Source organism: Vicinamibacterales bacterium, assembly GCA_041659285.1.
Taxonomy (GTDB): Bacteria; Acidobacteriota; Vicinamibacteria; order Vicinamibacterales; family UBA2999; genus 12-FULL-67-14b.
In genome coordinates this window covers 87,873-102,180 of sequence record JBAZYO010000010.1, presented here as the reverse complement: position 1 = coordinate 102,180, position 14,308 = coordinate 87,873, and the positions used below count along the sequence as shown (strand labels likewise).

General features: G+C 66.0%; 8 protein-coding genes. 4 read left to right on the top strand and 4 right to left on the bottom strand.

What is annotated here, in order from left to right; genetic code table 11:
• Positions 1–9 precede the first annotated feature (9 nt).
• Together WC815_16655 and WC815_16650 are read right to left on the bottom strand one after the other, a co-directional pair.
• Positions 10–777 carry a glutaminyl-peptide cyclotransferase gene (locus WC815_16655; protein ID MFA5910415.1) on the bottom strand — a complete coding sequence of 256 codons (768 nt, stop codon included), beginning with the start codon at positions 775–777 and terminating at the stop codon, positions 10–12.
• A 28-nt stretch (positions 778–805) separates the two neighbouring features.
• Positions 806–2,110, bottom strand: a complete 1,305-nt coding sequence (locus WC815_16650) for a metallophosphoesterase (protein MFA5910414.1) — start codon at positions 2,108–2,110, stop codon at positions 806–808.
• A 127-nt stretch (positions 2,111–2,237) separates the two neighbouring features.
• On the opposite strand from WC815_16650, the gene WC815_16645 reads away from it, so the two are divergent.
• Together WC815_16645 and WC815_16640 are read left to right on the top strand one after the other, a co-directional pair.
• The gene (locus WC815_16645) at positions 2,238–5,570 is read left to right on the top strand and encodes a TonB-dependent receptor (GenBank protein ID MFA5910413.1); all 3,333 of its coding nucleotides are present in this window, start codon (positions 2,238–2,240) and stop codon (positions 5,568–5,570) included.
• A gap of 10 nt (positions 5,571–5,580) precedes the next feature.
• The gene (locus WC815_16640) at positions 5,581–6,663 is read left to right on the top strand and encodes a hypothetical protein (GenBank protein ID MFA5910412.1); all 1,083 of its coding nucleotides are present in this window, start codon (positions 5,581–5,583) and stop codon (positions 6,661–6,663) included.
• Positions 6,664–6,729: 66 nt separating this feature from the next.
• Here the strand turns inward: WC815_16640 and WC815_16635 are convergent, their stop codons facing one another.
• Both WC815_16635 and WC815_16630 read right to left on the bottom strand, forming a co-directional pair.
• Entirely contained in the window at positions 6,730–8,055 is a 1,326-nt protein-coding gene (locus WC815_16635) for a M24 family metallopeptidase (GenBank protein ID MFA5910411.1), read from the bottom strand.
• Positions 8,056–8,090: 35 nt separating this feature from the next.
• Positions 8,091–11,132 carry a hypothetical protein gene (locus WC815_16630; protein ID MFA5910410.1) on the bottom strand — a complete coding sequence of 1,014 codons (3,042 nt, stop codon included), beginning with the start codon at positions 11,130–11,132 and terminating at the stop codon, positions 8,091–8,093.
• 173 nt (positions 11,133–11,305) lie between these two features.
• Between WC815_16630 and WC815_16625 the strand changes: the two genes are divergently transcribed.
• On the top strand, positions 11,306–13,369 hold the full coding sequence (locus tag WC815_16625; GenBank protein ID MFA5910409.1) for a M13 family metallopeptidase: 2,064 nt from the start codon (positions 11,306–11,308) through the stop codon (positions 13,367–13,369).
• Positions 13,370–13,464: 95 nt separating this feature from the next.
• Positions 13,465–14,253, top strand: coding sequence for a trypsin-like serine protease (locus WC815_16620; protein MFA5910408.1), 789 nt, complete (start codon positions 13,465–13,467; stop codon positions 14,251–14,253).
• The last annotated feature ends 55 nt before the right edge of the window (positions 14,254–14,308 follow it).

The window sequence follows — 14,308 nt, the reverse complement described above, 5'->3', positions numbered from 1 at the left end:
GAATGGTCCTCACTGTAACGCAATCTGGTAGACGCGCGGCCACTTCTTGCCGGTCACGAAGATCCGGCGCGTGGCCCTGTCGTAGGCGATGCCGTTGAGGACGTCGGCGGGCGGCGTGCGCTGGCCGCGCGGCCATAACGTGGAGAGGTCGATCCACGAGTTCACCTCGCCCGTGTTCGGCGAGATCCTCGCCACGCGATCGGTGGTCCACACGTTGGCCCAGATCTCCCCGTCCACCCATTCCAGCTCGTTCAATTGCGGCACCGGCCGTCCGGCGTCACGCACCCGGATGGTCTTCACCAGTGCCTGGGTCTTGGGATCGAGGAAGGTCAGCGTGTCGGAGCCGTCGCTCATCACGAGTCCGCCTTTGGCATCGTAGGCCATGCCCCAGCCTTCGCCCTTGAACGCAAACGTCCGCTTCTGCTTGAACGTCGCCCGGTCGTAGACGAAGCCCTGGTGATGCTGCCACGTGAGTTGCACCAGTTCATCGCCCACCAGCGCCAGCCCCTCGGCGAAGTATTCCGCGGGGACCTTGACCTCCTGGAGGACCTTGCCGGTGGCGATCTCAACCCGCCGGAGAGACGACTCGCCGTTCAGGCCGGTGCTCTCGTAGAACTGGCCATCGGCAAACACCAGCCCCTGCGTGAACGCCGCCGGGTCGTGCGGGAACGTGGCCACGACCTTGAAGCCATGCACAGGTGCGGGCTGCCGCTGGTCTCCGCTGGACGACGCGCACGCGAGAGCAGCCAGCATCATCATCAGTGAACCCGTCCTCATGGTGTCACTATAGCGGACGAGCGTGCGGCTATCGCGCGATCCGCCAACGGTCGAATGAGCGCCCGTCGCCGTCGATGGCCTCGACGGTCATCGCCCGGCGGGTCGCAGTCAGCTCTACGAAATGGTGCCGCAGGACGATGGTACCGGCGCCGTCCGGCTCGATGTCGAGGGGGGCTTCGAGCCCACCGCCGGCTCCGCCCGTGATCAGCACGTGCACGTCCCGCCCCGAGATGTTCCGCCTCAGCCGCTCGTAGGCGTGGCTGTGGCCGGCGATCACGAGGTCGAGCCGTTGCGCCGCCAGCACTGATACGAGTCCGCGAACGGCCTCATCGCCGTCGTAACCGGCCCACGATCGCGACCACGGCGGCTGGTGGACGAGCAAGACGCGCCAGCTGGCACCGGTCCAGGCCGCGGACCGCACTTCGTCCATCAGCCACCGATACTGGCCGCTCGAGGCGGAGACGCCAATCGGAAACTCCGCGTTCACATCGATCGCCACGAACCGCGCGTCGCCGCACGACCATGCAAACCAGGTGGTGCCGTCTGGTCGAAACAGGTCGAGATAGTGCTGCGGGCGAAGGTCGTTGTAGTAGCCGTCGTAGTCGTGGTTGCCGGCCACCGGCACGACCGGAACCTGCGCGGCCATCGGCGCCACCGCGTCCAGGAACCCTCGCCAGGCTTGCGGATCCGACCCATCGTTGACCAGGTCGCCGACGCCGACCGAGAAGTGAGGTTGGCGCGCGGCCATCAACGCCGCGAGCCGGCTGAACGTGGCCCACCCGCCCTGGCTGTCGGCCCACGCCGAGAACCGGCACGGCTGGCCGGCCGCCGGCATCCGCGATTGAAACGACCGGGTCTCGACCGGCGCGAGTCCTGGCGACAAGGCCCGCGCCTCCAGATCGCCTCGCGTCACACTGGCAGCCGGCACCACCCGGACGGCGCGAAGTCCCCCTTGCATGGCGTTGTTCATCACGCGTACCGCGACCTGCCGGGTTGGCGCCGATGACTCGGGCACAAAGAACCAGCGGCGGTGGTGATCGAGCCGCGCGCCGTCCACAAAGACCTGCGCGCCATCGTCCGCATCCACGAGCAGCGCGCTGCCCGGCGGGATCGGCATCACCCGCCAGTACCACAGCGGCGTGTTGGGAGCCAGCACGCGATGGGGCAATGAGACGGCCACGGCCCGGTCTGGCATGGCCCTCGCCGCCGGGCGCAGGCCTTCCCGGGGATCGCCTTCGACATGCCGCCAGTCCATCGCTGCATCGAATGTGTGCGGCGGAGTCAACGATCCAGACAGCAGTGACACGAGCAGGACGATTGCGGCGCGGACCATGGTTCAGCCTACGACCGCCGTGTATCGATGTTGTGTCTTCGCAACTTCGTAGTGCATTCGTGTTCGAAGTGTCACAGTGGCCGCATAGTCTGCACGCGATTCGGTTTCATTCCTGGAGGACAGCGTGGTGACTCGTGCAATCGCCTGGGCCGTGATGGCCTGCTTCGTATTTTTCGCCGGGCCGGTGTCGGCGCAGTCAACCTATGGCGCGGTGGTGGGTGCGGTCACCGACAACACCGGCGCGGTGGTGCCGGGCGCCACGGTGACCCTGACCGAAGTGCAAACGGCGGTGGCCCGCGTCACCGTGTCCAAAGACATCGGCATCTACGAATTCCTCAACCTCACGCAGGGGCTCTACCGCGTGGAGGTGGAGCTGGCGGGGTTCCGCAAGTTCGCCTCCGCGCCGTTTCGCGTGGAAGCCCGTGACACCAAGCGTATCAACGCGACACTCGCCATCGGCGGCCTGACCGAGGAGGTGCTGGTGCAGAGCGTGGCGCCGATCATCAACACCGAAACGCCCACGGTGTCGTCGGCGACGTCGAACCGCGAACTGCAGGAGCTGCCGTTCACCTTCCGCACGCAGAACACCTCGCCGATCCTGGCGATCCAGGTGATTCCAGAAGTGCAGCGGGCCAACCAGCAGTTTTCGTTGTCGGGGAGCTTGCCGTATCAGAACGAAGTGTCGGTTGATGGCATCCTGACCACCAGCGTGCGGCGCAACGGCATTGGCGCCGAGGGCTTCAATATCTTCCCGTCGATCGAGTCGATCGAGCAGATCAAGGTGAGCTCGGTGAACAACACCGCCGAGTACGCGCAGATTGGCGACATCACCACGATCTCGCGGCCGGGCACCAACAGTTACCACGGCACTGCGTTCTGGAACTACAACACCGACAGCCTGAACGCCAATCCCAACTACTTCAATCCGGCGCTCAAGCCCAACGCCAGCGACAACCACAACTTCGGCGGCAGCCTCGGTGGCCGGCTGATTCGCAACAAGACCTTCTTCTTCGGCACCTTCGAGCGGCTCGACATCAAGCTGTTCCAGTCAGCGGTGGCCACGGTGCCGCAGTCGGCGTTCCGGTCGGGCGACTTCTCATCGGTGGCGACGCCGCTGATCGACCCGGCAACCGGCACCAGGTTCCCCGGCAACATCATCCCGGCCAGCCGCATCAATCCCGTGGCGAGCACCCTGCTGCAGTCGTACATTCCCGCACCCAACGAAGGCGCCGCGACCCATCGCTACTCGGCCGATGCCACCGAAGTGTCGAACCAGTTCGACCTCCGCATCGACCAGAATTTCCGCTCGGGCCATACCTTGTTCAGCCGGCTGAGCCAGAAGAAGCTGAATCGCGTGTCGCCCACGACCTACCAGAGCCTCGGCCCTCGCAGCTTCGAGAACCCGGTCTCCACGTTCGTGGTCTCCGACAACTTCGCCGTGTCGTCCAACTTCTTGAACGAAGCCCGCGTGGGCTTCACCAAGGCGGACCAGGGAGCGGTGACCGGCAAGGTCGGCAAGGACCTGGCGGGCGAGCTCGGCCTTCGCCTGCTCGCCAATCCGGTGCCCGGCGGCACCGGCACGACCTACGTCGACATCGCCGGCTACACCCGGTTCGGCGAGGCGCAGGAAGAGCCCCTCACCCAGGACACGTTCCAGATCGCCGATAGCCTGACCTGGATCCGCGCCAACCACACCGTGAAGGCGGGCTTCGACATTCAACGGTTCAACTGGACGAGCCCGGTGAACTTCACCGGCGCCGACGACTTCGGCGTGTTTCGCTTCAACAACAACATCGCCGGCGGCGGAACGGGAAACCCGGTGGCCAACTTCCTGCTCGGCCTGCCGACCGACGTCGATCAGACGGCGTCTGGTCCCAACGTCGATGGCATTGCCACCCACTACAGCGGCTTCGTGCAGGACGAGTGGCGGCTGAATGCCAACCTGACGCTGAGTCTCGGCGTCCGTTATGACCTGCGGCCCGGCTTCGAAGACCGCGAGGGCAACATCAGCAACTTCCTTCGCGACACCGCCAACGGCGACGTGGTGGTGCCCGATGACGCCTCGATGCGGCTGACCTCGCCCGGGTTTGCCGGGTCGCTTGGGACCACGCGAATCGTGACGGCCAGCCAGGCCGGCCTGCCGCTGTCGCTGCGGAACACCGACGCCAACAACGTCGCGCCACGGCTGGGCATCGCCTGGCGGCCGGGCGGCGACACCCGAACGGTGATCCGCGCCGGCTATGGCATCTATTACACGCGGGTGCTGGGCGCCGTGTTCAATTCGCTCACCGGCATCCACACCTCGGACAACGTGACGTTCCCCAATTCGTTCAACGCCGGCACTCGCGCCTACGGCATCGTCTGGCCGAACACGTTTGCCGGTGACCCGTCGCGCGGCGTGACGCGCGTCGGCACGCAGAACTTCTCGACGGCGAACGACCCGAACTACAAGGACCCGCGCACCCAGCAGTGGAGCCTGACCTTCGAGCGCGAGCTCAATCGCACCAACTCGGTTCGCGTCACCTACTCCGGCTTTCGCAGTGACGACCTGACGATGGCGCCGGACCTGAACCAGATTCAGCCCAACACGGTAGGCTTCGCGAACTTGCCAGTGGAGGCCCGTCCCTATCCCAACTGGTTTCGCGTGAACACCCGCGACAACGGCGGCTACCACAACTATCATGACGTGCTGGCGCAGTTGAACGGCACCGTGTCGCGGTTCGGCCTCACGCACCGCAGCAGCTACAAGTGGGCGCGGTCGATTGACAACATCGAAGACCGTGGCGCGGGACAGGGCGACTTCCAGGGCGAGACCAACGGACGTACCGACAACCGGTTCGATCCCGACTACATGCGCGGACCGACGACCAACATTCCGACCCACCGCGTCGTGAGCAGCCTGATCTGGGAGCTGCCCGTCGGCCGTGATCGCGCGTTCGGATCGACCATGCCGTCGGCGCTGGATGCGATCGTCGGTGGCTGGACAGTGTCGGCCGTGATGCAGGCGCAGTCGGGCGCGCACCTGACGGCCTTCTACACCTCGCACTGCGGGTCCGGCACCAACTGCTACGGCAGCGAGAAAGCGGATGGCGTGAGCGGGCAGGATCCCAACAGCGGGCCGAAGACGCTGACGCAGTGGTTCAATACCGGCGCCTATTCGGTGGCCGCATTCCGCGACGCCAATGGCCGGTCCATCTTCGTCGGTCGCTTCGGCAACGCCGAGAAGGGTGCGATCGTCGGCCCCGGCGTGTGGAACGTCGACTTCGCGGCGATGAAGGACTTTCGTCTCGGCTCGCAGATGCAGGCCAGCGTGAACGTATTCGTGACCAATCTCTTCAACCACGCCAACTGGGGACGGCCCGACACCAACGTGACCAGCGCCAACTACGGCCGGATCACCACGCTCAATTCTGACTTCCCGCTCCGCCGCATCGTCCTGGGCGGACGGCTGACGTTCTGAGGACACCTTGGTGAAGCGAATTCGAGTTGTCACGATTCTCATCGTCGGGCTTGCGGCGGCTGTCTTCGCCCAGTCGCCGCAAGCCATCGTCCTGGTGACCCTCGACGGGGCGCGGACCGAAGAGATGTTTGGCGGCTTCGATGCCGAAATCGTCAAGGCCGGCCTCAAGCCCAACCAGCGCCTCGAAGATCAGCCGCTTTACAAACGCTTCTGGGCGGCGACCGCCGAGGAACGGCGCGCGAGGCTGATGCCGTTCTTCTGGGGCACGCTGATGCGCGATCACGGATCGGTGGCCGGCAATCCCGCCAAGGGAAGCCGCGTCCACCTGACCAACGGCCACTGGTTCTCCTATCCGGGCTACTCCGAGATTCTGGTCGGGCGTGCGCACGACGACACGATCAAGAGCAACGAGCCGCTCCGGAATCCATACCCGACGGTGCTCGAGTTCCTGAAGCAGAACGCCGGCCTGACGAAAGACCAGGTGGCGGCGTTCGCGTCCTGGGATGTCTTCAATGCGATTGCCGAGCACACCGACGGCGCGCTGACGGTCAACGCCGGGTTCGAGGCCTTTGACTCGCCGAACGAGGAGGTTCGCCGACAAAGCCGCCTGCAATTCGAAACACCGACGCCCTGGGACTCGGTGCGCCATGACGCCTACACGTTCCGATTTGCCATGGACCACATGGCCCGCCACAAGCCGCGCGTCCTCTACCTCGCGCTGGGTGAAACCGACGACTGGGCGCACGACGGCCGCTACGACCGTGTGCTGGAGACCTATACCAAGACGGACGACTACCTGAGACAGTTGTGGACGTGGCTGCAGTCACAGCCGGAGTATCGCGGCCGCACGCATATCTTGATCACGACCGACCACGGTCGCGGACGGACGCCGAAGGACTGGAAAGACCACGGCAAGGACGTGGTCGGCGCCGGCGAAACGTGGATGGCGTTCGTATCGCCGTCGATGCCGCGCCGAGGGGAGTGGAGTGGTCACGCCCCGCTGACTGCGGCGCAGGCCGCGGCGACGCTGATCAAGTGGTCGGGCGGCGACTGGACGAAGTTCGACGCGGCCGCCGCACCACCAGTTCACTAAATCTCGAGAGCACCAAATCCGAATTCCAAATCACCAGACCACCAAATCAACAACTCACGAGATCATCTATCGGATCAGGTAGAACGCCTCCTGCCTTCCATCGATCCAGTCCCACTTGCCGCCGGGCATGACCGCCGCATCCTCTTCGAGCGCGAAGCGCACCGGCTGGTTGCCCCACTCGGGCACGTTGTGGGTCACGTTCAGCTCGATCGAGTGCCAGGTGTTGGCGCGGAACACGTAGTCGCCTCGCACCGGCACGCCCTGCTGGTAGTCGGTCATGCCAATCGGCGGTCCCGCCGCATGACCGTGATAGCCAATCGGGTGGCAGTAGATAGACGGCACGAGGCCCTCTTTCTTCGCCTGCGCCAGCGCCTCCGCGAGCGCCTGGTTGCCGGTCCGCTCAAGCCGTGCGTACTGCATGGTCAGATCCTGCAGGCGGTTGCCCGCCTTGAGACCGGCCTTGAGGCCCGCCGGCGCGTCGGTTTCGCCCGGCTTCAAGACGTAAGCGTTGTGCTGCGTGTCGGTGGAGAAGCCCATGTAGACAATCCCGAAGTCGGTGTGGAGCATGTCGCCGGGCAGGATGACGCCGCGCGGGTTGGTCTTCTCGCCCTGCCGCCAGATGGTCACCGACGGCTGGAACCACTTGCCGAGGCCGAGCTCGACGACGCGCTGCCGCATCCACCACACCACGTCTTCGTTGGTGGTCTTGCCGGGAGTGATCACCTTGTTCGAGAACGCCTCGCGGATCACCATGTGCGCGGTCTTCATGGCGTGGCGATAGGCCTCGAGTTCCTCCGGCAGCTTCACTTCGAGCCAGCTCACCGCCAGCATCTCCGCGGATTTGATCCTGGCCGCGTGCGCGGGGCCGAGGGCCTCCACCAGGCGCCGCTTCTCGTTGGCGGTGATGCCGTCGGCGTGGTTCCACGCGTCGGACTCGTTGATGCCGATCACCTTCGGGTTCTTCTGGTCCACGAGTTTGCGCAGGCCTTCGTGCTGCCCGTCGTTGGTGGTCGGCACCATCGGAAACAGGCCGTCGTAGTCGAAGCGGCCGATCGAATACCGCTCCGCCGGCTTGCCGCCGCCCGGGTTGTAGAACACGAGGATGGTCCGCCGCCGCGACGCGAAGTAGGTGAGCGGCGACATCGACGCGAACACCGGGTCTTCGTTGTACTCGCGCGACGGGATGATCCACATGTCGATGCCCGCGCGGGTCATCAGGCCGGCGAGCAGCGTGTCGAAGCGCTTCCTGATCCACGGCGTGACCAGCGCGTTCTGCTCGCGGTGCGTGAGCACGCGCTGCGTGGGATCGGGATAGCTGATCGACTGCGCATCGCCGGACAGCGCTGCGATGGAGACGAGGAGGCAGACGGCGGCAACGAGGCGGCGAGTCATGCCGCCTAGTGTAGACCACGATGGTTGGCCCATTCTTACGGGGCTTTTGCAGCCAACTGTTTCGCCATTGACTGGTAGTAGGCCAGCCGCGTCATTTGGTCTTTCGTCGGCGCGCCCGTCCACCGGCCGATCGACCCGTACAGCCCACTGATGCGCGACACCAGTTCGCGGGATTGGCGCTTCAACTCCACCGCGTCACCGGTGTTCGGCAGCTTCTGGATGCGATCGTTCACCGGCCCATACATCCGCGCCAGCGCCGCCGCCTGCGACTGCGCGTCGGTCCACAGCTTGCGGTCCGCCGGCGTCACGTCGATGCGCGGATCCTCGCGGACCTCGACCTTCTGCTCCAGCGTGCGGCCGCCGGCGGCCAGGCGGACAATGTAGACGCCAGGTGCGACGAGCGGCCCGGGCATGCCGCCACCCGCCCGCGGACCGTCGTCATCGCCGAAGCCGCCGCCGCGAATCGGCAGGTCGCTCTCGCGCAGGTTCCACACCACGCGGTTCACGCCCTTCGTTGAGGTGCCGCGCAGCGTGTTGATCAACTGCCCGCCGGACGAGTGCACGGTGATCGAGGGCGCCGTGCCGGCGGCGCCGAGCCAGTAATCCACGAGCGCGCCGTTGGCGGGGTTGTCGCCGCGGAACCACATGTCGCCGGTGTGCGCCTTCAGGTTGGCCTGGCGGATCTGATACGCGGGCGCCACCGTGAACAAGTGCGCCGGCGAGGCGATCACCTGCGGCGTCAGCTCCTGCAGCGCGTTGATCTTGTCGAGGATCCAGATGCCGCGGCCGTGCGTGGCCAGCACGAGATCGTTGTCGCGCGGATGAATGATCAGGTCGTTGTGCGGCAGCGTCGGCAGGTTGTTCCGGAGCTCAATCCAGTTGGTGCCGCCGTTGGGCGAGAAGAACAGCCCGATCTCGGTGCCCGCGAACAGCAGGTTCGGGTTCTTGACGTCTTCGCGGATGGTGCGCACCACTCGGCCGGGCGGCATGTCGCCGGCAATCGCCGCGAACGTCTTGCCGCCATCCGACGACTTGTAGATGTAGTTGGTGAGGTCGTTGCTGCGATGGTTGTCGATGGCCACGTAGACCGTGCCGGCGTTGTGGCGCGACGCCTCGATCCCGCCAAACCAGGACGACTTCGGCAGGCCCGGCAGTCGATCCTGCAGGTCGGTCCACGTCTTTCCGTCGTCTGTCGACATCCGCAGCCGTCCGTCGTCGGTGCCGGCGTAGAGCAGGCCCTTGGTCAGGGGTGATGGTGCGATCGAGACGAGGCCCGGGTAGTAGGGCACGCCGTCGTCGATCGACAGGATCGTCTCATCCGGCATGCGCCCCATCAGCGGCAGCGTGGCGCGGTCCACGCCCGTGGTCATGTCGCCAAGGTCCTCCCAGGTGATGCCGCGGTCGCGCGAGCGGAACAGGTGCTGGCCACCGGCGTAGATGGTGGCCGGATCGAACGGCGACAGCGCGATGGGCGCGTCCCAGTTCGCCGGATGCATGGCGTTGCCGAGCACCTGTTCCGGCACGTGCTTGCCCCACGTGTTCCAGTTGCGGCGATCGCCGATGGCGCCCTGCGGGTCACCGGGGCGGATGTCCTGGTTCTGCCACGTGCGCGTGTCGTTGCGCCCGAGCCCGAGGAACTGGCTGGCCGAGAACACGACGCGCGCGTTGGCGGGATCGACCGTCGCGAAGAAGCCGTCGCCGCCGCACAGGCGCGACCAGTGCTCGTTGAGGATGCCGTTGGTCGTCCAGCTCGCGCTGGGGCCCCTCCAGCAGCCGTTGTCCTGCAGGCCGCCGTAGATGTTGTAGGGCCGCTCGTTGTCCACCGCGACGCGGTAGTACTGCGACACCGGCAGGTTCTGGACGTAGAGGAACTTCAGCCCGCGATCGAACGAGATGCCGATGCCGCCGTCATCGAGCTTGATCACGTGCCGCGAGTCTTTCGGGTTGATCCAGACGAAGCGGTCGTCGCCATGCGTCGTGGTGTTGGGCGCGGTGAACGATTCGCCGCCGTTGTCCGAGAACGAGTAGGCGTTCAGCATGTAGACGCGGCGATCGTCCTGCGGATCGATGGTCGGCTGGCTCGCATACATCGGCCGCGGATTCCAGTTCGACATCAACCGCCAGGTCTTGCCGGCGTCGTTGCTGCGGTAGAGCCCCGCCTTGCGCTCGATGTAGGCGGTGGACGCGTTGTAGCGCGAGCCCTGCTCGATGCTCACCATCACGACGCGCGGATCCTTGCGATACACCGAGATGCCGATGCGGCCGTATTCGCCTTCCGGCAAGCCGTTGCCAGTCAGCCTGGTCCACGTCGCGCCCGCGTCCGTGCTCTTCCACAGCGCGCTGCCGGGACCGCCGCCGTTGAAGCCGAACGCGCTGCGCCGGCGCTGGTACGACGCGGCGTAGAGGACATTCGGATCGAGCGAGTCCATCGCCACGTCCGTCACGCCGGTGTCGTCATCCACATGCAGCGTGCGCTGCCAGGTCTTGCCGCCGTCCATCGTGCGATAGAGCCCGCGCTCGCCACCCGGCCCCCACACCGACCCTTGCGCGGCGACATAGACGATGGCCGGGTTCGACGGGTGGGTGACGATGCGGCCGATGTGCATCGAGGCCTTGAGCCCCATGTTCGTCCACGTCTTCGCGCCGTCGGTAGTCTTGTAGATGCCGTCGCCCCAGCTCACGCTCTGGCGGTTCGCGCGCTCTCCGGTGCCGACCCAGATGATGTTCGGATCCGGCTGGTAGATGGCGACGTCGCCGATCGAATGCACCGCTTCGCGCTCGAACACCGGTGCCCAGGTCACGCCGTTGTCGGTGGTGCGGAACATCCCACCCGTCGCCGACGCGACATACATCGTGAAGGGATTGGATTCGACGACGTCCATGTCGACGAAGCGGCCCGACATGGTGGCGGGCCCGATGCCGCGGAGTCTCAGGCCCGCGAGGTCGCTCGACTGTAGCGCCGGCGCCGCCTGCGTGTAGACGCGGGTCGTCAGACCCGCCCGTTCCAGGCCAGCCTGCGGAATGGGCGCGATCGAGATCGCGATGACAACGAGGGACAACAATGTGCGTCGGACCATGCGCCAATCCTACTACCACGCGTGAGATGCCCGACAATGGCCACGGAGACAGCGAGACACAGAGCTGCGGCGCTTAGCGCCGCCAGCGAACTCGCCCAGGGTCTCTGTGCCTCCGTGTCTCTGTGGCAATCCCAACGACCCGGGTATCCTGTAGTGAAGAGGACATGTTCTCCATGCACCCATCCATCCGGATCGCCTTCGGCCTTCTGCTCCTGGGCACCACCCTGACCGCCCAGGGCTCCACGCGCACAACGGCGCAGGCGGCTCCGCAGTTGCCGTACACGCCGTCGCTCGATCCCATGGCGATGGACCGCACCGCCGACCCGTGCGTGGACTTCTACCAGTTCGCCTGCGGCGGCTGGATGAAGGACAACCCGATCCCGCCGGATCAATCGAGCTGGAGCACCTACGGCAAGATGCAGGACGAGAACCGCGCGCTGTTGCGAGCGCTGCTCGAGCAGTTCGCGCCTGGCACGCCGGGACGCACACCCAACCAGCAGAAGATCGGCGACTACTACGGCGCCTGCATGGCCGAACCCGAGATCGACCGCCGCGCCGCCTCCGGGTTGGCGCCGCAGATGGATGCCATCGCGAAGATCGCCTCCATCAACGACCTGGCCGCGGTTGTCGCCGACAGCCATCGCACCATGGTGGTGCTCGGCCCGATGCTGTTCGGCCTGCGCGCCGAACAGGACGCGAAAGACGCCACCGAAACCATCGCCGGCATCGATCAGGGCGGCCTCGGCCTGCCCGATCGTGACTACTACCTGAAAGACGATGAGCGGTCGGTGACGCTGCGGACGAAGTACGCGGAGCACGTGGCTCGCGTGTTCCAACTGCTCGGCGACACGCCGGCGGCAGCCTCGGCCAATGCCCAGACCGTGCTGCGCATCGAGACCGGCCTGGCCACTGGCCAGATGACCCGCGTCGAGCGCCGCAATCCCGACAACACCTACCACCGGCTGCCGCGCGCCAGGCTGGCCGAGATCGCGCCGTCGTGGCCGTGGGACGCCTACTTCAAGCAGATGGGCATCCCGCAGATTGCCGACCTGGACGTGGCCGCGCCCGGCTACTTCCTGGCGCTGGATCGGCAGCTCACCAGCGTGCCGTTGAATGACTGGAAGGCCTACCTGCGCTGGCACACGGCGCGGCTGGCGTCCCCGTACCTCAGCTCGGCGTTCGTGGACGCCGACTTCGCGTTCTTCAGTCAAACGCTCGCCGGCGCCCTGCAATTGCAGCCGCGATGGAAGCGCTGCGTCGGCCGCGTCGATCGCCACCTGGGCGAGGCGCTCGGTCAGGTCTACGTCGAGAAGTACTTCACCGCCGACACCCGCGCCCGCACGCTCCGCATGGTGCAGCAGATCGAAGCGGCGATGGAAGACGATATCAAGGGGCTCGGCTGGATGTCGGCCGCGACCAAGGCGCAGGCGATCGAGAAGCTGCACGGCGTGACCAACAAGATTGGCCATCCTGAGCGGTGGCGCGACTACTCAACCGTGAGGATCACGGCCGACGACTTCTTCGGCGATGCCAGGAACGCGATGGCTTTCGAGGTGAACCGGCAGCTCGTGAAGATCGGCAAGCCGCTGGTCCGCGGCGAGTGGTACTTGAGCCCGCCCACGGTGAACGCCAACTACGACGCGCAGATGAACGAGATCAACTTTCCGGCCGGCCAGCTGCAGCCGCCGGCGTTCGATCCGAAAATGGACGACGCCCCCAACTACGGCAACACCGGCGGCACCATCGGTCACGAGCTGACGCACGGCTTCGACGATTCGGGGCGGCTGTTCGACGCCAAGGGCAACCGCCGCGACTGGTGGACGCCCGCGGACGGCGCCGAGTTCGAGCGCCGCGCGAACTGCCTGGCCGATCAGTACTCGTCGTATGTCGTGGCGGGTGACGTGAAGGTCAACGGCCAGCTGACGCTCGGTGAGAACGTCGCCGACCTCGGCGGGCTGATCCTCGCCTATCGCGCGTGGCTGACCGAGACATCCGGCAAGAGTCTCTCGCCAAGGGACGGGCTGTCGCCGATGCAGCGGTTCTTCGTGGGCTACGCGCAGAGCTGGTGCGCGAACACGCGTCCCGAAGCGGCGCGGATGCGCGCGGTCACCAACGCGCATGCTCCGGAGAAGTATCGCGCCAACGGCGTGGTCAGCAACATGCCCGAGTTCGCGCAGGCGTTTTCGTGCAAGGCCGGCCAGCCGATGGTCCGGGAGTCGGCGTGTAAGGTCTGGTAAGCGTCGCGACGCTCGTTCCGTGCAACTCCTCGCGCCGGCGCGTGGCAGACTGGTTCTTGCTCCGGTTCTTGCCCCAGCCATCCCAGGAGGTGCTTATGTACCGCAAGCTGTCGATAGCTCTCGCCGCGGTCTTCGCGATTGGCCTGTCCGTTACCCTCGTTGCCGTCAAGTACGGCGTGCCTGATGACGGCGAACATCCCTATGTTGGGCTTGTCGTCTTTTACGACGCCGGCTTGAACCCGCAGTGGCGATGCACGGGCACGCTGATCAGCCCAACCGTCATCCTGACGGCGGGTCACTGCACGGAACTGAACGGCCCCGCCCAGGTCTGGTTCGCTGAAACGGTGACTATAGCGTCGGGCTACCCGACGTCGGGCGGATACACCGGCACCGCCTACACGTATCCCGGCTGGCAGGGCGGCTTGTACCTGCCGGATACCGGCGATACCGGTGTCGTCGTGCTGGATGAACCGGTTGCGGGAATCGCCACGTTCCCGACGCTGGCGGACGTGGGCTACCTCGACGAGCTCGCCACCGCCCGCGGCACCAAGAACGTCAGCTTCGAGGTCGTTGGCTACGGCCTGCAGTCCGTCAAGCCGGTGCTCTCGCAGTTCAGGACGCGCCTGAAGGCGTGGGTGCAGCTCGTAAACCTGCGCAGCGCGCTCACCGACGGCTACAACATCCAGACCACGAATAGTCCTGGCAAGGGCACCGGCCCGGGCGGCACCTGCTTCGGCGATTCGGGCGGCGCCATCTTCGGCGAGGCCGGGCAGATCGTGGCAGTGAACTCGTTCGTGATGAACGGCAACTGCGCCGGCGCGTCATTCGGCTATCGCGTGGACACCGCTGACGTCCAGCAGTGGATCCTGTCGTACCTGAACTAACCGGGATTGGCGCCGGGCCGGGTGCCCGTCAGTACACCTGATGGGCACCCACGCG

Coding starts and splice junctions, on each gene's coding strand:
- WC815_16625 (MFA5910409.1), top strand. CDS start 11,306: ATGCACCCATCCATCCGGATCGCCTTCGGCCTTCTGCTCCTGGGCACC.
- WC815_16655 (MFA5910415.1), bottom strand. CDS start 777: ATGAGGACGGGTTCACTGATGATGATGCTGGCTGCTCTCGCGTGCGCG.
- WC815_16630 (MFA5910410.1), bottom strand. CDS start 11,132: ATGGTCCGACGCACATTGTTGTCCCTCGTTGTCATCGCGATCTCGATC.
- WC815_16650 (MFA5910414.1), bottom strand. CDS start 2,110: ATGGTCCGCGCCGCAATCGTCCTGCTCGTGTCACTGCTGTCTGGATCG.
- WC815_16635 (MFA5910411.1), bottom strand. CDS start 8,055: ATGACTCGCCGCCTCGTTGCCGCCGTCTGCCTCCTCGTCTCCATCGCA.
- WC815_16620 (MFA5910408.1), top strand. CDS start 13,465: ATGTACCGCAAGCTGTCGATAGCTCTCGCCGCGGTCTTCGCGATTGGC.